Below are 16,911 nucleotides of genomic sequence, written 5' to 3'. Positions count from 1 at the left end.
TTCCGGTCCGCTTGCTCGCCGGATTACTGCTCTACAGTGATGTGGACTGCAAGCCGTTCCTGCGCCCGACCGATCAGGATGCCCGAAATCGGCATCGCCTCGCGATAATCCCGGCCCACCGCGACGCGCACATAGCGCTCGTCGGGCGAAATGCCGTTGGCGGCGTCGAAGCCGACCCAGCCGAGCCCGTCGACATAGGCTTCCGCCCAGGCGTGGCTCGCCACCTGCTCCACCGTGTCGTCCATCATCAGGTAGCCGCTGACATAGCGTGCCGGGAAACCCGTCAGCCGGGCGCAGGCGGCAAACACATGGGCATGGTCCTGGCAGACGCCGGTGCCTTTTTCCAGCGCCTGTTCGGCGGTCGTTCGGGTATCGGTGGTACCGGTCACGTAGGCGATGCGGTCCCGGATCGTCGCCATCAGCGCGTGCAGCCGCTCCAGTCCGCCGCCCTCGCCCATGCCGGCGACGAGTTGGCGGATAGACGCGCCCGGCGCCGTCAGCGGCGTCTCATGCTGGAAAAGCCACAGCGGCGCAAAACCGCGGTGCGGCCCGGACACGCCCGCCACATCGTTGGTCTCGACCTCGCCTTCGGCCACCACGCTGATCGTATGCGGGTCGCTGTCAATGCTGAGAAGCCGCGTGTCGTTGCCGAACTGGTCGAGGAAGCGCACCTCCTCGCGCGCACCCTCGACGCGCAGCGACCAGGTCAGCACGGTCTGCGCCGGCCCGCTGACCGGCCACAGCCGCAACCGCTGCAAGCCGTAGCGTATGGGCTCGTCGTAGTTATATTCCGTGCGGTGGGTGACCTTGAGCCGCATGTGGGTGTCCGCTTAGTAGAAGCCGAAATCCTGGGCGACCTGATCGCCCAACCGGTTATTGTCGGTGATGAAATCGGCCAGGAATTCGTGCAGGCCGGCTTCGAAGATGTCCTTGATCTCGGTGCCGCGCAGCTTGGCATAGGTCCGCTCTGCGATCTCCTGCGCCGGGTGCCGCGCGCCATAATCCTCGCCGAGAAATTTGAGATGTTCGGCCAGGAAGCGATAGCTGAAGGTCAGCGAACGCGGCATGCGCACGTTGAGGATCAGGTACTCGGCGATGTTGGTCGGCTTGTATTCGGCCTCGTAGACCCAGCGGTAGGACCGGTGTGCCGCCACCGACCGCAGGATCGACTCCCACTGGTAGTTGTCGAGCGACGAGCCCACCCACGATACCGACGGCAGCAGCACGTAATATTTGACGTCGAGGATGCGCGCCGTGTTGTCGGCGCGTTCGACATAGGTGCCAAGCTGGGCGAAGTCGAAGATCTCGTTGCGCAGCATGGTCCCGTAGAACGAGCCGCGGATCAGCGCCGTTTCGCGCTTGATGGCGTCGAGCACGCCGGGCAATTCGCGCTGGTCGATCGGGCTGGCCAGCACGCGCTTCAGCGACATCCAGGCTTCGTTGATGCTCTCCCAGGTTTCCCGGGTCAGCGCGGTGCGCACCATGCGGGCATTGTTGCGCGCGGTCTCGATCGCCGCCACCGCGCTCGACGGGTTCGACATGTCGCGCAACAGGAAGTCGGCAACGTTTTCGGATGTATAGTCGCTGTGCTTGTCGGCAAAGGAGGTTGCGGCTCCCGCCGAAAGCAGCACCGATTTCCATTCCTCCGAGGCGTCCTGGCTGCGGGTCAGCGCGATGCGCAGGCCGGCATCGATCAGCCTCGCCATGTTTTCGGTCCGCTCGATGTAGCGGTTCATCCAGTAGAGGCCGTTGGCGGTGCGTCCCAGAAGCATGAACTGTCAGCGTCCCCTTAGTCGTCCAAAACCCAAGTGTCTTTGGTTCCGCCCCCCTGCGATGAGTTGACGACAAGGGAGCCCTCCTTCAGGGCCACGCGCGTCAAGCCACCCGGCACGATGCGGATACGGTCCGAAACCAGCACGAACGGCCTGAGGTCGACATGGCGCGGCGCCAGGCCTTTCTCGGTCAGGATCGGGCAGGTCGACAGCGACAGTGTCGGCTGGGCGATGTAGTTCGACGGCCTGGCCGCGAGCTTCTTGGAAAACTCCTCGCGCTCCTTCTTGCTCGCCGCCGGCCCGACCAGCATGCCGTAGCCGCCAGAACCGTGCACTTCCTTGACCACCAGCTCGGCGAGATGCTCCTGGACGTATTTCAGGCTGTCAGGCTCCGAGCAGCGCCATGTCGGGATGTTGCCGAGGATCGGCTTGCGGCCGGTATAGAACTCGATGATCTCGGGCATGTAGGAATAGATCGCCTTGTCGTCGGCGATGCCGGTGCCTGGCGCGTTGGCGATGGTGATGTTGCCGGCGCGGTAGACGTCCATGATGCCGGGCACGCCGAGCGCCGAGTCCGGCTTGAAGGTCAGTGGATCGAGATAGGCGTCGTCGACGCGGCGATAAAGCACGTCGATCTGCTTGTAGCCCTCGGTGGTGCGCATCGCCACGCGCCCGTCGACGACGCGAAGATCCTGTCCCTCGACAAGCTGCACGCCCATCTGGTCGGCCAGAAACGCATGTTCGAAATAGGCCGAGTTGAAGCTGCCCGGCGTCAGCACCGCAATCGTCGGCGCGCCGCTGACCCCGTTCGGCCGCACCGCCGCCAGCGACTGCCTGAGCAACTGGGGATAGTTCTCGACCGGATGCACCTTGATGCGCTGGAACAGCTCGGGAAAGAGCTGCAGCATCGTCTCGCGGTTCTCCAGCATGTAGGAGACTCCGGACGGCGTGCGCGCATTGTCCTCGAGCACGTAGAACTCGTTCTCGGAGATGCGCACGACGTCGACGCCGATGATGTGGGTGTAGACCCCCGCCGGCGGTCTGACCCCTATCATCTCCGGCAGGAACGCCTCGTTGGTGGCGATCAGATCGCGTGGCACGCGGCCTGCGCGCAGGATCTCCTGGCGATGGTAGATGTCGTCGAGAAAGGCGTTCAGCGCCTGGACGCGCTGCTCGATGCCTTGCGTCAGCCTGCGCCATTCGTTGCCGGAGATGATCCTCGGCACGATGTCGAACGGGATCAGCCGTTCGGAGGCCTCCTGCTCGCCATAGACGGCGAAGGTGATGCCGGTCTTGCGGAAAACCCGCTCGGCATCACGCATCTTTTCGGTAAGGCGGGCAGCATCCTGGTTCTTGAGCCAGCCGTCATAGGCTTCGTAGGGCCGTCTCAATCCGGCTTCTGCCGGGAGCATTTCGTCGAAGGCGACCAATGGCAAACTCCCCTCTGAGATCAGTGAAATGACCTCGGGGGAGAAAATCAAGCGCAATCGCCTGTTTCAGGCGTAGCCGGCTTCATTACAGGGAATTTGCCCATCATTTTGGCAGAAAGCCGGGGATTTGGGCGTATCCCTGCCCTCGCCGCGCTCAGAAGGCGCGGAAGGTCACCGTCGTGAAGGTGTCCTTGATGTTGCCGATCGAGTGGACTCGCTCGTTGACGAAGTGCCCGATGTCTTCCTCGTCATCGACATAGAACTTGGCGAGCAGGTCGTAGTTGCCGGCGGTCGAATAGATCTCCGAGGCGATCTCCGCATCGGCCAGTGCGCTCGCCACCTCATAGGCCTTGCCGAGTTCGCATTTGATCTGCACGAAAAAGGTCTTCATCGCACCGTCCGTTCCGGCCCTGCCATCGCTGCCGGTCTTGTCGCAGAACCAGCCTGCGCTTTCAAGCCAATGCTTGGGCGCACCGCCGCTGGCCAACGAGCCGGTAGCATGAAACCGCAAACGGCTCGCCTGCGTATGTTACAATGTCATCGTGGCGCCGGCCAATGCCCGCCACCGAACGGGAGACGCCAACATGCGCCGTGCCGCCATCGCCTTCGCCACCTTGCTTTGCGCCTTTCCGGCCCTTGCCGGCGATGCCGAGATCAAGGCGGCGCAGGGCAGCATATCGGGCCAGCTCCAGGCCTTCCGCGCCGGCGACAACGCCACTGCCTACGGCTATGCCGCGCCGAATGTGAAGCGCATCTTCCCCACGCTTGAAACCTTCATGGGCATGGTGTCGGGCGGCTACAAACCGGTGCATCACCCGCAGAGCTTCGATTTCGGCAAATCCCGGGAGATGGGCCCGACCGCAATCGCCCAGCAAGTGCTCATCGTTGGGCCCGACGGCAAGGACTATGAAGCCGTCTACACGCTCGAACTGCAGCCCGACGGCATCTGGCGTATCACCGGCGTCAGCCTCAGGGCCTCGAACTCGCTGAGCACATGAGACAAAGGCACCTGCACTCAAAAGCGCGCAGCGGCGGCCGTCTTCGGCCTGCGAACTCAAGATGCTGACAGGGTCCTGAGGCAACCGCGGAGCTCGGAAAGCGCACCAGATCCATTTCCCCGGAAAGCCGATCCATGCATGATCGCAAGCGTATTTGGCTGAAGCAACATCAGCCGATCGAACATCGCATTGGTTCGTGAGGTCCATGGAATACTATGGGCGAACGGGCTGTCGCGCGTGGAAGCCATCATCTCCCGAGCCGGCCCGACGATATCCGTTTCGACGACGGCCGGCCCCTCGCCCTGGTGCAGAAACAGATCGGACGCAAAAAGCGTGCGCTCTGTCTCATCGAACAGAAGACTTGCGTCCCACCCATGAGGCAGATGTGGGGTGGAGAGAAATTCGAACGTATGCGCTCCCGTATCCAGGCGCTCGCCGTCCATCAGGGCCCGCGCTGGCCGATCTGCGAAATCGTCCAGCATCACGCTGGCTCCCACGGCGCTGGTAACAGCTGTCGCATCAGGCGCAATGGCCAGCCAATTGTTCAGGGCACCGCATTCATCCGGCTCGAAGTGCGAAAAGCCGATCCACCGAAGCTTGGCGGGATCACGCAATGTGGCGACAGCATCCCGCGTTGATGAAAACGCTCTTTGAAAGCCCGTGTGATAAAGAAGCGGTTGCTGATCGCGAACAACAAACTGGTTGAAAGTCAAACCGGCTTCAGGCGAGTAGCTTGATAGTCTGAACGTCTCTGCCGCGATTTCATCGATGGCAATGTCCATTTTCGCCTCCTTTGAGGTCAAGACATGCATCGACTATACAACAGTGTTCCTGACACCCTGCATCAGGGTAGACAAGCGTTGGCGAATATATCAATCAAGGCGGGTTAACCGGCTTACTCGCTTTGAGACCCAAATTCAGGCCGGCCGGCGTGCCTCGAAGCTGATGGTCTCATCTTCCTTCTGCGGTACGCGGCCATGTTGGTAGTTCCCGGAGGCGACGACGTCGACAAAGCCGGCTTCTGCCAGTGAAAGGGCAAACTCGTTGACGCCCCACCAGCGCAGGCTGAACAGTTCGAGTTCGGTATCGACCAGCTTTGTATGGCGCCAATGCTCGTAGCGAAGCTGCGAGGCCGTTTTCTGCGCAACAAAGTCGGTCTCGACCCTGGTGTCGGTCAACGTCAGCAGGTCGCCGTCTTCGGTGTTCCAGCTGCGAACGGAACCGCTCGTCCCCAGGAAGCTGCCGATCGGATCCAGGTCGACCATAAGCCTGCCATTCGGCGCCAGATGGTCGAAAAACCGGCTCAGCAGAGCCTTGGCCGACGCCAATTCGGTGATCAGCTGGAACGAGCCGAGCGGCACGACGATCGCTGCGAATTTCCGATCGTAGGCAAAGGTTTCAAAGCTCTGCTGCGTCAGCTTCGGATCAAGCGACCGCTCCCGGCATGCGCTCAGGCAATAGCTCAGCATCTCCTCGGACGGGTCGAAACCTTCCACCGAAATGCCTGATTGCAGCAACGGCACGTAAAATCGGCCGTTGCCGACAGCCGGTTCGAGCACCGGGCCGGTGCAGGCTTCCAGGCGCTGGCGATAATATTCGACGTCCCCAAACGACCTGCCGACAGGCTTGTCCAAGTTGTAGACCCAAGATGCCAGGGTTCCGTAGCGATTGTTCATGCAATTCCCGATGCGCTTACTTCCATGCCTTCGCAATAAGACAAGTCAGCTTGTGCGCCAATACCCGATACGCCAGGGCTTGCGGTCAGGCGGCATCGCCTGAACCCCAGAACACCTTAGGCCAAAAGCGTGCTCAGCACCTTCAAATCCACATTGCCGCCACTCAGAACGATGCCGACCCGCTTGCCCGCACAACCAAGTGCGCCATGCAGGACGGCAGCCGCAGCCAGGCAGCCGGTCGGTTCGACGATGATCTTCATGCGTTCGGCAAAGAACCTGACAGTATCGACCAGTTGCGCGTCCGTGACGGTCACGATGTCATCGACCTTGTCTTTCAGGATCGGAAAGTTGTGGTAACCGACATGGGTGACGATCGCCCCGTCGGCGATGGATTTCGGCGGTGCGATGTGAACCACCTCCCCCTTGCGCAGCGACTGTTGGCCGTCATTGCCGGCCTCAGGCTCGACACCGACAATCCTGCATGCGGGCGACAGCGCTCGCGCGCTCAACGCACAACCGGCAAGCAGCCCCCCACCGCCCAGCGGCACCACAAGCAGATCGAGGTCTCCAGTGTCCTCGATAAGTTCCAACGCCGCAGTGCCCTGCCCGGCGATGACGTCAGCATGGTCATAGGGCGGGATGAGCGCCGCGCCGCGCTCGGCCGCGATGCCCCGGGCGATCTTCTCGCGGTCTTCGGTGTAGCGGTCATAAAAGACGATCTCGGCGCCGTACCCCCGGGTCGCGGCCACTTTTATGACAGGCGCATCCTTGGGCATGATGATCGTTGCCGAAACACCCAGGAGGCTGGCGGCATAAGCGAGGGCCTGGGCGTGGTTGCCCGAGGAATAGGCGACAACGCCGTTGGCCCGCATTGCTTGGTCCAGCACGGCGATCGCGTTGTAGGCCCCGCGAAACTTGAACGCGCCAGCCCTCTGCAGGTTTTCCGCCTTGAAATAGAGCGTTGCGCCAGTTTGCGCATCTGCCGTCCGCGACGTCAGGATTGGCGTCTTGTGCGCAGCCCCCGCAAGACGCGCCTGGGCTAGTTTGACATCGTCGAATGTGGGGATTCGCAGCGAAGGACTGGCCATATGCATCTCCGTGGCAGGCATTCAAAACATAGCCTGTCACGGGCGCACGCATAAGTCCGGCGCATCAAAGGCGGAATGATTGTCGGCTGCCGGGCAGACGTGTCTTGCAGCCAATGGCCGAAGGGTGAAAACCGGGCCTCGGCACCAACAGAATCGGATCAGGCTTCATCCATGCTCAAGGTCATCGCCCAGGACTTCATCAAGGCGGAATTCATCGAAACCGTCATGCCGCTCTATGCCGAGCTTGTCGAGAAGACCCGGCAGGAGGAGCTGTGCATCGCCTACGATCTTTTCATCGACCAGAAGGACCCCGGGCATTTCATCTTCGTCGAGGAATGGCCCGATCGTGCCGCCCTCGACGCACATTGCCGGTCGGAGCACTTTGTCCGGCTGGTGCCCTTGATCAACCGGCATCAGCGGCAGGATCCGACCTTCATCCTGATGGATCCGTTCGCCGCCTGAATCAGCCAGACGGCCGGCGTCACTGCCCCGGGTGTACCGGCAGATCGCCCCGCGCCCAGCCTTCGCCGATCTCGGCGGTGCGGTCGGCAAAGCGGCCGGCCTCGATCGAGGCGCGGATATCGCTCATCAGGTGCTGGTAGTAGGACAGGTTGTTCCAGGTCAAAAGCATCGCGCCCAGCGACTCCCCCGACTTGATCAGGTGGTGCAGATAGGCGCGGCTGTAGTCACGTGCGGCCGGGCAATCGCTTTCCTCGTCCAGCGGCCGCGGGTCGTCGGCGTGGCGGGCATTGCGCAGGTTGACCTTGCCGCGGCGGGTGTAAGCAAGGCCGTGGCGGCCGGCGCGGGTCGGCATCACGCAGTCGAACATGTCGATGCCGCGCGCCACCGACTTGATGATGTCGTCGGGCGTGCCGACGCCCATCAGGTAGCGCGGCTTCTCCTCCGGCAGCTCGGGACAGGTGATGTCGAGCATGTCGAGCATCACCTCCTGCGGCTCGCCGACGGCCAGTCCGCCCACTGCGTAACCCTTGAGATCGAGCCCCTTCAGCGCCTGCGCCGAGCGCACGCGCATATCGGGAATGTCGCCGCCCTGCACGATGCCGAACATCGCCTTGCCCGGCTGGTCGCCAAAAGCCGCCTTGCAGCGTTCGGCCCAGCGCAGCGACAGCTCCATGGCGCGCTGGATTTCCTTCGGCGTCGCCGGAAGTGCGGTGCATTCGTCGAGTTGCATCTGGATGTCGGAATCGAGCAGGCCTTGGATCTCGATCGAGCGTTCCGGCGACATTTCGTAGGCAGCACCGTCGATATGCGAGCGGAAGGTCACACCCTTTTCGCTAAGCTTGCGCAGCTTGGACAGCGACATCACCTGGAAACCACCAGAATCGGTCAGGATCGGATGTGGCCAGCGGGCGAATTCGTGCAGGCCGCCGAGCCGCGCCACGCGCTCGGCACCGGGCCTCAGCATCAGATGATAGGTGTTGCCCAGGATGATGTCGGCGCCGACGCCGCGCACCTGGTCCATGTACATCGCCTTGACCGTGCCGCCGGTGCCCACCGGCATGAAGGCCGGCGTGCGGATCGTGCCGCGCGGCATGGTGATCTCGCCGCGGCGCGCCTTGCCGTCGGTGGCAAGCACGTTGAACTTGAATTCTTCACTCATCGGTCGTTCCTGAACAGCAGGCTGGCATCGCCATAGGAATAGAAGCGGTAGCCGTCCGCGATCGCATGGGCGTAGACGCCCTGCATCCTTTCAAGTCCGCAAAAGGCCGAAACCAGCATGAACAAGGTCGAGCGCGGCAGATGGAAATTGGTCATCAGCGCGTCGACGAACTTGAAGCGGTAGCCGGGCGTGATGAAGATGTCGGTCGGCCCGGACCAGGCGGCGATGGTACCGTCCGCGCGCGCCGCACTTTCCATCAGGCGAAGCGAGGTGGTGCCGACGGCAACGATGCGGCTGCCGCGCGCCTTGGCGGCATTCAGCGCCGCCGCGGTCTCGGCCGACACATGTCCGATCTCCGAATGCATCTTGTGCTCGGCGGTGTCGTCTGCCTTCACCGGCAAAAAGGTGCCAGCGCCGACATGCAGTGTCACGAAATGCTGTTCGATGCCCTTGGCCTCGAGTGCGGCAAACAGCTCCGGCGTGAAATGCAGTCCGGCGGTAGGGGCCGCAACCGCGCCCTCCTCCTTGGCATAGACGGTCTGGTAGTCGCGCCGGTCGCGTTCGTCGTCGGCACGCTTGGAGGCAATATAGGGCGGCAGCGGAATATGGCCGACGGCATGCAGCGCCTCGTCCAGCACCGGGCCAGATACGTCGAACGCCAGCAACGCTTCGCCCGCCTCGCCCTTTTCGATCACAGTCGCGTCGAGTTGGCCCAGCATGCAGGCCTCGGCGCTGTGGCCAAACTGGATGCGGTCGCCGACGGCAACGCGCTTGCCCGGCCGCATGAAGGCGAGCCAGCGGTCGGGGCCGACACGCATGTGGAGCGTCGCATCGACATGCGCGACAGCCTCGCCGCGCACGCGGCGGCCCTTGAGTTGCGCCGGGATGACGCGCGTGTCGTTGAGCACCAGCACATCGCCGGGTTCGAGCAACGACGGCAGGTCGCCCACCTTGAGGTCGGCAAATTCCTCGCCTGGCCTGACGACGAGCATGCGAGCGGAATCGCGCGGTTCAGCGGGGCGAAGCGCAATCCGCTCTTCGGGCAGCTCGAAATCGAAAAGATCGACGCGCATCAGTAGATACGGATCATCATTGCCCCGGCGAGCAACAGCATGGCACCGACGATGCGGCCCATCGAGAGTTCGCGCACGGCAACGCCAAAATAGCCGGCACGGTCGACGATCACGCTGGCCAGCAATTGGCCGGTGACCAGGAACGCGACCAGGGCAGCCGCGCCAATGCGCGGCGTGAGCAGCACTGAACTCGTTACATAGACAGCGCCAAGGCAACCGCCGGCCACGAACAACCACGGCGCCGGGGCGCGCCAGTCGACGCTGACGCCCTGGGCGCGTGCGGTGAAGTAGGCGATGATGCCGAGCACGATGGCACCAGCCAGGAATGAGACCGCAGCCGCCGCGACGGGCATTCCCAGCCCGCGCGCCAGCTGCGCATTCACTGGTGCCTGAATGGCAACGAAGGCGCCCGCCAGAACGCCGAGAAGCGACCAGAGAACGCCAGCCATTGCCTGTTATTCCGCGATATCGGCGGCAACCTTCAGCGACACGATCTTGTCGGGATCCTGCACCGGCTCGCCGCGCTTGATCTTGTCGACATTTTCCATGCCTTCGATGACCTGGCCCCACACCGTGTACTGGCGGTTGAGGAAGCCGGCGTCGTCGAAGCAGATGAAGAACTGCGAATTGGCCGAATTCGGGTTCTGCGAACGCGCCATCGAGCAGGTGCCACGGCCGTGGTTCATGTTGGAGAATTCGGCCTTCAGGTCCGGCTTGTCCGAACCGCCCATGCCGGCGCGGCCGGGGTTGAAGTCCTTGCCGCCCGACTTGCCGAACTTGACGTCACCGGTCTGGGCCATGAAGCCGTCGATCACGCGGTGGAACACGACGCCGTCATATGCGCCTTCGCGTGCCAGTTCCTTGATCCGCCCGACATGGCCGGGGGCCAGGTCAGGGAGCAGTTCAATGATCACGTTGCCCTTGGTAGTTTCCATGATCAGCGCGTTTTCGCGATCCTTGATCTCGGCCATGGTGAAATTCCTTCTTTGCGTTTTGGATTACTTGGCGTCCGCGGCGATGCGGACCTTGATCATGCTGTCAGGGTCGCTGACGACGCCGTTTGCGGCCGCATCGCCCTTCTTGATGCCGTCAATCAGCTCCATGCCGCTCTCGACATCGCCGACGATGGTGTACTGGCCGTCAAGCGAGGATGCGGTATCGAACATGATGAAAAACTGCGAATTCGCGGAATTCGGATCCTGGGCACGTGCCATGCCGACGACGCCGCGCTTGAAGTTCTCCTTGGAGAATTCGGCCGGCAGGTCGGGCAGCTTCGAGCCGCCGGTGCCGGCGCGGTCGCCGCTGTAGCCATCCTTCGTGTCGCCGAACTCGACGTCGCCGGTCTGCGCCATGAAGCCCTTGATGACACGGTGGAACGCGACATTGTCGTAGGCACCTTCGCGCACCAGCGCCTTGATCTGCTCGACATGCTTGGGTGCGAGGTCGGGGCGCAGCGCCACCGTCACGTCGCCGCCCTTCAGCGTGATGATCATCGTGTTCTCCGGCTCGGCGGCCAGTGCAGCAGCCGATCCTGCGAGCAGGCCGGTGAGGACGACGAAGGACGAGGCAAGCTTTCTGAGCTGCATAGTTCGATACTCCGAAATTATTTCGCGAATTTTGCCGTGAGCGCGCCGGCGACCGCCGCCGGTACGAACGGGCGGATGTCCCCGCCCATCGAGGCTATCTGGCGGACAAGTGTGGCGGTAATCGTGCGGACCGAAGGGCTTGCCGGCAGGAAAACCGTCTGCAGTTCCGGCGCCATGGTCTCGTTCATGCCCGCCATCTGCATCTCGTAGTCGAGATCGGTGCCGTCGCGCAGGCCGCGGATCATGATCGAGGCGCCTTGCTTGCGCGCTGCGTCGATCACCAGCCCGTCGAAGGCCACCACCTTGATGCGGGCGCCGTCCTTGCCGAACTCGACCTTCGTCGCTTCCTCGATCAGCGCCACCCGCTCCTCGAACGCGAACAGCGGCTTCTTGCCGGGATGGATGCCGATGGCGGCGTAGACGACGTCGGCGACGGCCAGCGACGCCTTGAGCACGTCGAGGTGGCCGTTGGTGAGCGGGTCGAACGACCCGGCATAGATGGCGATGCGATCAGTCATGCGCTGCTTCTAGAACATCGGCGCCAAAGGTGGAAGCGCACTTTGGCGGCGCCCGGTACCTTCGGCCAATGGTTTACGAGATGAATGCACGATGAACGGCAATCTCAGGATCGGTTCAAGCGGATGTGAATAAACCCTGTGTATATCAGATGAAACCAAATGCCGGTTCGTCCGTTGTTTCAAGCAGGAGAACAGCGCCATGATGATCTACATGCTCGCCGCGGCCATGACTCTGGCCATGCTTGTTGCCACTGCCTTCAGCCTCCATCACGAGGCGCATCGCGTCCGCACCAAGGTGCAGACGGCCCGCGTCCAGCTTCCCGGCTGGCGTAATCCGCGCGTCCCGCGCTGAACAGTTTCTGCCCCTCCAGGCAAAAGCGGCGCTTCGGCGCCGCTTTCTTCTCTTTAATTTTTCCCTCTACCCCTTTGATTTGACACGCTCTTCAGCGCATCTGAGGGTAGGTCAGCCTTCCTCGCTGACAACGACATCACCGTTTGGCGCCTCGTCGCCATCTTCGTCGCCCTGCGGCTCGGAGATGCGTTCGACCGAAACCACCTTCTCGCCTTCGGCTGTATTGAAGATGGTCACGCCCTTGGTGGCGCGGCTGGCGAAGCGGATGCCGTCGACCGGCACGCGGATCACCTGCCCGCCATCGGAGACCAGCATGATCTGGTCGTCGTTGCCGACCGGGAACGTCGCCACCAGCTTGCCGATCTCGGCCGTCTTCGACACGTCGGTGGCGCGGATGCCCTTGCCGCCGCGATTGGTCAGGCGGAAGTCGTAGGACGACGAGCGCTTGCCGTAGCCGTAGTCGGTGACTGTCAGCACGAACTGCTCGTGCTGGCCCAGGAACTGGTAGCGGTCTTCGGAGATGTCGGCTTCCTCGCCGATCTCCTCGTTGGTCAGCGCGATGTCCTCGTCTTCGCCCGCTGCAATACCAGCTGCCAGCCTCCGTTCGGCGACAGAACGCTTGAGATACGCGGCACGCTCGGCCGGGCTCGCCTCGACATGTTCGATGATCGCCATCGAGATGACGCGGTCGCCATCGGCCATGCTGATGCCGCGCACGCCGACCGAATTGCGGCTCTGGAACACGCGCACGTCGTCGACGCGGAAGCGGATGCACTGGCCGGAATCGGCGGTCAGAAGCACGTCGTCATTGTCGGTGCAGGTCTCGACGCCGAGGATCTCGTCGCCTTCTTCCTCCAGCTTCATGGCGATCTTGCCGTTGCGGTTGACCTGGACGAAATCGCTGAGCTTGTTGCGGCGCACAGTGCCGCGTGTCGTCGCGAACATCACGTCGAGTTCGCCCCAGCTCGTCTCGTCCTCGGGCAGCGGCATGATGGTGGTGATGCGTTCGCCCTGTTCGAGCGGCAGCATGTTGATCAGTGCCTTGCCGCGCGACTGCGGATTGCCGATAGGCAGGCGCCAGACCTTTTCCTTGTAGACGATGCCACGCGACGAGAAGAACAGCACCGGCGTGTGCGTGTTGGCCACGAACAGGCGGGTGACGAAATCCTCGTTCTTGGTCGACATGCCCGAGCGGCCCTTGCCGCCACGGCGCTGCGCCCGGTAGAGCGAAAGCGGCACGCGCTTGATGTAGCCGGAATGGCTGACGGTAACGACCATGTCCTCGCGCGGGATCAGGTCCTCGTCTTCCATGTCGGCGCCGGCGTCGGTGATCTCGGTCCGGCGCGGCACCCCGAATTCGTCGCGCACCGCCAGCAGTTCGTCCTTGACGATCTGCTGGATACGCGCCCGCGACGACAGGATGTCGAGGTAATCGGTGATCTCGGCGCCGATCTTGTTGAGTTCGTCGGCGATTTCGTCGCGGCCAAGTGCCGTCAGGCGCTGCAGGCGCAGTTCGAGGATGGCGCGCGCCTGTTCTTCCGACAGGTTGTAGGTGCCGTCGTCGTTGATGCGGTGGCGCGGATCGTCGATCAGCTGGATCAGCGACTCGACGTCGGCTGCCGGCCAGCGGCGCGTCATCAACTGCTCGCGCGCGGTCTGCGGATCGGGCGCGGTACGGATGAGCTTGATGACTTCGTCGATATTGGCAACGGCGATCGCCAGGCCGACCAAGACGTGCGCACGGTCGCGCACCTTCCTGAGCAGGAACTTGGTGCGCCGGCTGATCACATCTTCGCGGAAGGCGACGAACGCCTTCAGCATGTCGAGCAGCGTCAGCACTTCCGGCTTGCCGCCGTTGAGCGCCACCATGTTGGCGCCGAAAGACGTCTGCAACGGGGTGAAGCGATAGAGCTGGTTGAGGATCACCTCGGCATTGGCGTCACGCTTGAGCTCAATGACAACGCGGTAGCCCTGGCGGTCGGACTCGTCGCGGATATCGGAGATGCCCTCGATGCGCTTGTCGCGCACCAGCTCGGCCATCTTCTCGATCATCGTCGCCTTGTTCACCTGGAAGGGAACTTCGGTGATGATGATCGACTCGCGATCGCCCGCCCGCTGCTCGATATTGACCTTGCCGCGCATGATGACCGAGCCGCGCCCGGTCGAATAGGCATTGTAGATGCCCGAGCGGCCGAGGATCAGGCCGCCGGTCGGGAAATCGGGACCCGGGATGATCTCCATCAGGTCAGGCAGGTCGATGCCAGGGTTTTCCATGACGGCGATGGTGCCGTTGCAGATTTCGACCAGGTTGTGCGGCGGGATATTCGTCGCCATGCCGACGGCGATGCCGCCGGCGCCATTGACCAGAAGTGCCGGAAAGCGCGCCGGCAGCACGCGCGGCTCGCGGCCCGACGCGTCGTAGGTGTCCTGGAAATCGACGGTATCCTTGTCGATGTCCTCGAGCAGTTCGTGTGCGACCTTGGTCAGGCGCGCTTCGGTGTAGCGCATCGCTGCGGGCGGATCGCCGTCGATCGAGCCGAAATTGCCCTGACCGTCAATAAGCGGAACGCTCATCGACCAGTCCTGCGCCATGCGCACCAGGGCGTCATAGATCGAGGCGTCGCCGTGGGGGTGATATTTACCCATCACGTCGGCGACGGGGCGCGCCGACTTCACATATTTGCGGTTCCAGTGATAGCCGCTCTCATGCGAGGCGTAGAGAATGCGGCGATGCACCGGCTTCATGCCGTCGCGCACGTCGGGCAGCGCGCGGCTCACGATCACGCTCATCGCGTAGTCGAGATAGGAGCGCTGCATCTCCTCAATGATGGAAATCGGCTCGATGCCGGAGGGACCGTCAGGTCCGCGCGGTGATTTCTGGTCGGTCAACTCTGATCACGCATGTTGGGAATCATTTGCTCCTTATATAGGAACGGCCTGCAATTGACCAATTTTGGCCGCGCTTTTCCAACGCTGATTTTACACTAAAAATCAAAAGGATAGGCACTGCGACCTGATCCGCGACAGTCTGTCCGGCAGCTCTGTTGGGCTTTGCCCGCGCACAGCGCTGCAATCATGCGCAAGGGCTCTGGCATTGGCGGCCGCCTCGGGTTAGCCTGAGTCCGCCGGGGGAGACATCGGATGCCGTTTTTCGACAGTGTTTTCAATGCCTTCGTCACCATTCTCGTGACCATCGACCCGCCCGGCCTGGCACCCCTGTTCCTGGCAGTCACCCGCGGCATGAACCGCGAGCAGCGCCTCCAGGTTTCGATGCGTGCCAGCATCATCGCCTTCATCGTGCTGGCCGTCTTTGCCATCGCGGGCGCTGCCATCCTGACGGTCTTCGGCATCACGCTGCCGGCCTTCCGCGTCGCCGGCGGCTTCCTGCTGTTCTTCATCGCCTTCGAGATGGTTTTCGAGAAACGGCAGGACCGCAAGGAGAAGATCTCGGATGTCGCCATCACCCGCGACCACATCCACAACATCGCCGCCTTCCCGCTCGCCATCCCACTGATCGCCGGCCCCGGCGCCATCTCGGCCACGGTTCTGTTGTCGGGTTCGTTCCAGGGTTGGGCCGGCCAGCTCGCGCTGGTGCTGATCATCCTGGCCTGCCTGGCGCTGACCTATCTGGTGTTCATCCTCGCCGAACGCATCGACCAGTTTCTCGGCCAGACCGGCCGCTCGATCCTCACCCGCCTGCTCGGCGTAATCCTCGCCGCACTCGCCGTCCAGTTCGTCGCTGACGGCATCAAGGCATTGATCGCGATGTGAATTGCGCTCCCGCGCGGTGACGAGACCAGCCTACTGCTTGAAGCAGTGATTGCGATGCCAATGCAGGAAATGTCGGTGCGGCTGCTCGGAGCAGCGCTGTGGAACGATCGCACGCCCAGTGCGATTGACAATTCCCCTTATGCCATCGGGATCATTAGCTTGCCGGGAAATCAGGATATCGAGATCATCCGACAAGCCGATTAGGCCCCTGTCGAACATCCAGTGAGCCGTACCTGAAAGGGCGATGCCATTGCTCACAACGTCAGGTCCGCTTGCCTCCACAGGCCGGATGTGAGCGGCTTCCACCTCCGCACGTCCGCCGCCGTTGATGAGCTTCAGTCCAGTCACCGCGCAGCGCTCGTCATAGGCGCGCAGGACGATCTTTCGGAAGACGCGGTCGCGCACGATCCTTGACGTCAGGTGCTGGACCCGCTCTCGGCTCTCCTCGAAAACGAACGGCGTCTGCTCTTCGGACAAGCCTGTACCAGGCAATGCCGGATCGACCCTCGGAAGTAGAGGCTCCGCTTGATCCAACCCGAGCGCGACGATCCGGCTGAAATCGCTGGGCGAAAGCGGTCGCACTGCCGCCTGGGCGCGGCCGGAGATGCGCCCGTCATTGTTGAGAACACCCCTTTCGACCAATCCCGCGGTGCCGCTGAACGGAACGGGCGTCGCGAAATCGAGGTAACTTCCCGGCTCGATCAGAGCGAGAAACATGCCCTGCGCACCGGGGTCTGGAATAACCTGCTGCACCTTGGCGACCGCGAAGTATCCTCGCGTGCCCGGAACCTTGCGAGGTTCATAGTAGATGATCCAATCGCCGATGCACGTTGGACCCTGCGCAGGTATTGCGGCGGAAACTGATACCGTTCAGCTGGACTGTCGTCGTAGATCGAATCCGACCTGTGAATAAAGACCCCGAATCCCATTTGCGTTTACTAACGCGAACCTGAAAGATTCGCGAGGCTGCAAGATCCCGCCCCATCGCGAAAGTTCTTTGCGCGCGCGATTGATGCTACAACTGCT

18 protein-coding genes and 1 pseudogene are annotated in these 16,911 nt (G+C 62.6%); 4 read left to right on the top strand and 15 right to left on the bottom strand.

The features are described 5' to 3' along the window. Nucleotides 1-23: 23 nt before the first annotated feature. The 4 genes from CO731_RS17240 to CO731_RS17225 form a co-directional block, all read right to left on the bottom strand. Nucleotides 24-818: a transglutaminase family protein gene (locus CO731_RS17240; RefSeq protein ID WP_108608074.1), complete on the bottom strand. Its 795-nt coding sequence runs from the start codon at nucleotides 816-818 to the stop codon at nucleotides 24-26. A gap of 12 nt (nucleotides 819-830) precedes the next feature. Continuing rightward, the gene (locus CO731_RS17235) at nucleotides 831-1,772 is read right to left on the bottom strand and encodes an alpha-E domain-containing protein (RefSeq protein ID WP_108608073.1); all 942 of its coding nucleotides are present in this window, start codon (nucleotides 1,770-1,772) and stop codon (nucleotides 831-833) included. A gap of 17 nt (nucleotides 1,773-1,789) precedes the next feature. Continuing rightward, complete coding sequence (locus tag CO731_RS17230; RefSeq protein ID WP_183261005.1) at nucleotides 1,790-3,202, bottom strand: circularly permuted type 2 ATP-grasp protein; 1,413 nt, start codon at nucleotides 3,200-3,202, stop codon at nucleotides 1,790-1,792. A 154-nt stretch (nucleotides 3,203-3,356) separates the two neighbouring features. Beyond that, nucleotides 3,357-3,593, bottom strand: coding sequence for an Lrp/AsnC ligand binding domain-containing protein (locus CO731_RS17225; RefSeq protein WP_108609892.1), 237 nt, complete (start codon nucleotides 3,591-3,593; stop codon nucleotides 3,357-3,359). Between the two features lie 193 nt (nucleotides 3,594-3,786). Between CO731_RS17225 and CO731_RS17220 the strand changes: the two genes are divergently transcribed. Then, entirely contained in the window at nucleotides 3,787-4,200 is a 414-nt protein-coding gene (locus tag CO731_RS17220) for a DUF4864 domain-containing protein (protein ID WP_108608071.1), read from the top strand. Nucleotides 4,201-4,256: 56 nt separating this feature from the next. On the opposite strand, the gene CO731_RS17215 is transcribed toward CO731_RS17220, so the two are convergent. From CO731_RS17215 to CO731_RS17205, 3 genes are all read right to left on the bottom strand, one after another. Further along, nucleotides 4,257-4,982, bottom strand: a complete 726-nt coding sequence (locus tag CO731_RS17215; protein WP_108609891.1) for an MBL fold metallo-hydrolase — start codon at nucleotides 4,980-4,982, stop codon at nucleotides 4,257-4,259. 135 nt (nucleotides 4,983-5,117) lie between these two features. Continuing rightward, a complete protein-coding gene (locus CO731_RS17210) occupies nucleotides 5,118-5,876 on the bottom strand; it encodes a class I SAM-dependent methyltransferase (protein ID WP_108608070.1) in 759 nt (252 codons plus the stop codon). Nucleotides 5,877-5,992: 116 nt separating this feature from the next. Beyond that, the gene (locus CO731_RS17205) at nucleotides 5,993-6,964 is read right to left on the bottom strand and encodes a threo-3-hydroxy-L-aspartate ammonia-lyase (RefSeq protein ID WP_245439386.1); all 972 of its coding nucleotides are present in this window, start codon (nucleotides 6,962-6,964) and stop codon (nucleotides 5,993-5,995) included. A gap of 171 nt (nucleotides 6,965-7,135) precedes the next feature. On the opposite strand from CO731_RS17205, the gene CO731_RS17200 reads away from it, so the two are divergent. Further along, nucleotides 7,136-7,426: a putative quinol monooxygenase gene (locus CO731_RS17200; protein WP_108608069.1), complete on the top strand. Its 291-nt coding sequence runs from the start codon at nucleotides 7,136-7,138 to the stop codon at nucleotides 7,424-7,426. A 19-nt stretch (nucleotides 7,427-7,445) separates the two neighbouring features. Here the strand turns inward: CO731_RS17200 and tgt are convergent, their stop codons facing one another. From tgt to coaD, 6 genes are read right to left on the bottom strand one after another with little or no spacing between them, the layout of a single operon-like run. Further along, nucleotides 7,446-8,585 (bottom strand): tRNA guanosine(34) transglycosylase Tgt, encoded by a 1,140-nt coding sequence (gene tgt, locus CO731_RS17195; protein WP_108608068.1) that lies wholly within the window; start codon nucleotides 8,583-8,585, stop codon nucleotides 7,446-7,448. Beyond that, the gene (queA, locus tag CO731_RS17190; RefSeq protein WP_108608067.1) at nucleotides 8,582-9,658 is read right to left on the bottom strand and encodes a tRNA preQ1(34) S-adenosylmethionine ribosyltransferase-isomerase QueA; all 1,077 of its coding nucleotides are present in this window, start codon (nucleotides 9,656-9,658) and stop codon (nucleotides 8,582-8,584) included. Before queA ends, tgt begins: the two co-directional genes overlap by 4 nt. After that, nucleotides 9,658-10,107 carry a DMT family transporter gene (locus CO731_RS17185; protein ID WP_108608066.1) on the bottom strand — a complete coding sequence of 150 codons (450 nt, stop codon included), beginning with the start codon at nucleotides 10,105-10,107 and terminating at the stop codon, nucleotides 9,658-9,660. Before CO731_RS17185 ends, queA begins: the two co-directional genes overlap by 1 nt. Nucleotides 10,108-10,113: 6 nt before the next feature. Further along, nucleotides 10,114-10,629 (bottom strand): peptidylprolyl isomerase, encoded by a 516-nt coding sequence (locus CO731_RS17180; protein ID WP_108608065.1) that lies wholly within the window; start codon nucleotides 10,627-10,629, stop codon nucleotides 10,114-10,116. Nucleotides 10,630-10,656: 27 nt separating this feature from the next. Further along, nucleotides 10,657-11,244, bottom strand: coding sequence for a peptidylprolyl isomerase (locus CO731_RS17175; RefSeq protein WP_108608064.1), 588 nt, complete (start codon nucleotides 11,242-11,244; stop codon nucleotides 10,657-10,659). A gap of 17 nt (nucleotides 11,245-11,261) precedes the next feature. Beyond that, the gene (gene coaD / locus CO731_RS17170; protein ID WP_108608063.1) at nucleotides 11,262-11,762 is read right to left on the bottom strand and encodes a pantetheine-phosphate adenylyltransferase; all 501 of its coding nucleotides are present in this window, start codon (nucleotides 11,760-11,762) and stop codon (nucleotides 11,262-11,264) included. Nucleotides 11,763-11,961: 199 nt separating this feature from the next. Here coaD and CO731_RS29080 point away from each other — a divergent pair, with 199 nt between their 5' ends. Continuing rightward, the gene (locus tag CO731_RS29080; protein WP_183260992.1) at nucleotides 11,962-12,114 is read left to right on the top strand and encodes a hypothetical protein; all 153 of its coding nucleotides are present in this window, start codon (nucleotides 11,962-11,964) and stop codon (nucleotides 12,112-12,114) included. 111 nt (nucleotides 12,115-12,225) lie between these two features. Here CO731_RS29080 and gyrA read toward each other — a convergent pair whose 3' ends face one another. Continuing rightward, nucleotides 12,226-15,003: a DNA gyrase subunit A gene (gene gyrA / locus CO731_RS17165; protein WP_108608062.1), complete on the bottom strand. Its 2,778-nt coding sequence runs from the start codon at nucleotides 15,001-15,003 to the stop codon at nucleotides 12,226-12,228. 252 nt (nucleotides 15,004-15,255) lie between these two features. Between gyrA and CO731_RS17160 the strand changes: the two genes are divergently transcribed. Then, complete coding sequence (locus CO731_RS17160) at nucleotides 15,256-15,885, top strand: MarC family protein (protein ID WP_055976792.1); 630 nt, start codon at nucleotides 15,256-15,258, stop codon at nucleotides 15,883-15,885. Nucleotides 15,886-15,915: 30 nt separating this feature from the next. Here CO731_RS17160 and CO731_RS17155 read toward each other — a convergent pair. Next, nucleotides 15,916-16,814, bottom strand: a pseudogene (locus CO731_RS17155) (HNH endonuclease). Nucleotides 16,815-16,911 lie beyond the last annotated feature (97 nt).

Source organism: Aminobacter sp. MSH1 (assembly GCF_003071665.1).
Taxonomy (GTDB): Bacteria; Pseudomonadota; Alphaproteobacteria; order Rhizobiales; family Rhizobiaceae; genus Aminobacter; species Aminobacter niigataensis.
The sequence above is the reverse complement of the archived record's forward strand: the minus strand, read 5'-3'. Positions and strand labels throughout refer to the sequence as shown.

Coding starts and splice junctions, on each gene's coding strand:
- CO731_RS17160 (WP_055976792.1), top strand. CDS start 15,256: ATGCCGTTTTTCGACAGTGTTTTCAATGCCTTCGTCACCATTCTCGTG.
- coaD (WP_108608063.1), bottom strand. CDS start 11,762: ATGACTGATCGCATCGCCATCTATGCCGGGTCGTTCGACCCGCTCACC.
- CO731_RS17185 (WP_108608066.1), bottom strand. CDS start 10,107: ATGGCTGGCGTTCTCTGGTCGCTTCTCGGCGTTCTGGCGGGCGCCTTC.
- CO731_RS17210 (WP_108608070.1), bottom strand. CDS start 5,876: ATGAACAATCGCTACGGAACCCTGGCATCTTGGGTCTACAACTTGGAC.
- CO731_RS17235 (WP_108608073.1), bottom strand. CDS start 1,772: ATGCTTCTGGGACGCACCGCCAACGGCCTCTACTGGATGAACCGCTAC.
- CO731_RS17220 (WP_108608071.1), top strand. CDS start 3,787: ATGCGCCGTGCCGCCATCGCCTTCGCCACCTTGCTTTGCGCCTTTCCG.
- CO731_RS17200 (WP_108608069.1), top strand. CDS start 7,136: ATGCTCAAGGTCATCGCCCAGGACTTCATCAAGGCGGAATTCATCGAA.
- CO731_RS17180 (WP_108608065.1), bottom strand. CDS start 10,629: ATGGCCGAGATCAAGGATCGCGAAAACGCGCTGATCATGGAAACTACC.
- tgt (WP_108608068.1), bottom strand. CDS start 8,585: ATGAGTGAAGAATTCAAGTTCAACGTGCTTGCCACCGACGGCAAGGCG.
- queA (WP_108608067.1), bottom strand. CDS start 9,658: ATGCGCGTCGATCTTTTCGATTTCGAGCTGCCCGAAGAGCGGATTGCG.
- CO731_RS17225 (WP_108609892.1), bottom strand. CDS start 3,593: ATGAAGACCTTTTTCGTGCAGATCAAATGCGAACTCGGCAAGGCCTAT.
- CO731_RS17240 (WP_108608074.1), bottom strand. CDS start 818: ATGCGGCTCAAGGTCACCCACCGCACGGAATATAACTACGACGAGCCC.
- CO731_RS17175 (WP_108608064.1), bottom strand. CDS start 11,244: ATGCAGCTCAGAAAGCTTGCCTCGTCCTTCGTCGTCCTCACCGGCCTG.
- CO731_RS17205 (WP_245439386.1), bottom strand. CDS start 6,964: ATGGCCAGTCCTTCGCTGCGAATCCCCACATTCGACGATGTCAAACTA.
- CO731_RS17215 (WP_108609891.1), bottom strand. CDS start 4,982: ATGGACATTGCCATCGATGAAATCGCGGCAGAGACGTTCAGACTATCA.
- CO731_RS29080 (WP_183260992.1), top strand. CDS start 11,962: ATGATGATCTACATGCTCGCCGCGGCCATGACTCTGGCCATGCTTGTT.